This window comes from Agathobaculum ammoniilyticum, assembly GCF_025567315.1.
In the GTDB taxonomy this organism is placed as follows: domain Bacteria; phylum Bacillota; class Clostridia; order Oscillospirales; family Butyricicoccaceae; genus Agathobaculum; species Agathobaculum ammoniilyticum.
Window position 1 is genome coordinate 1 of record NZ_JAOQJE010000052.1, and the last position, 312, is coordinate 312.

Below are 312 nucleotides of genomic sequence, written 5' to 3' on the forward strand. Positions count from 1 at the left end.
CTTTGAGGTGGGACACACAGATGTTGAGTTGTACGAACTGTCCGAACTGCTGTGGGAACTGGACGGCGAAAATCGCATACTGATGGAGACTGCGGGGAACTGCCATTTGCCGGTTGCCAGCCTCCTTTACCATTCCGAGTTTTACGGTTCCGTGGTGAACGCCATGCTGATGCATGGCTACGGGAGTAACAGTCTACGGCGGGCCAAGACCGACAAGAAAGACGCGATCAAGTTGGCCAATTACGGCCTTGACCACTGGCTGGCGATGCCCAGTACATCCCAGAGGATGAGATACGGCTCATGCTGAAAACC

Annotated in this window: 1 pseudogene; it reads left to right on the forward strand. The window is 54.5% G+C overall.

The annotated features are described in order from the left end of the window. A pseudogene (locus OCV66_RS15515) lies at window positions 1–312 on the forward strand (IS110 family transposase); the annotation flags it as partial.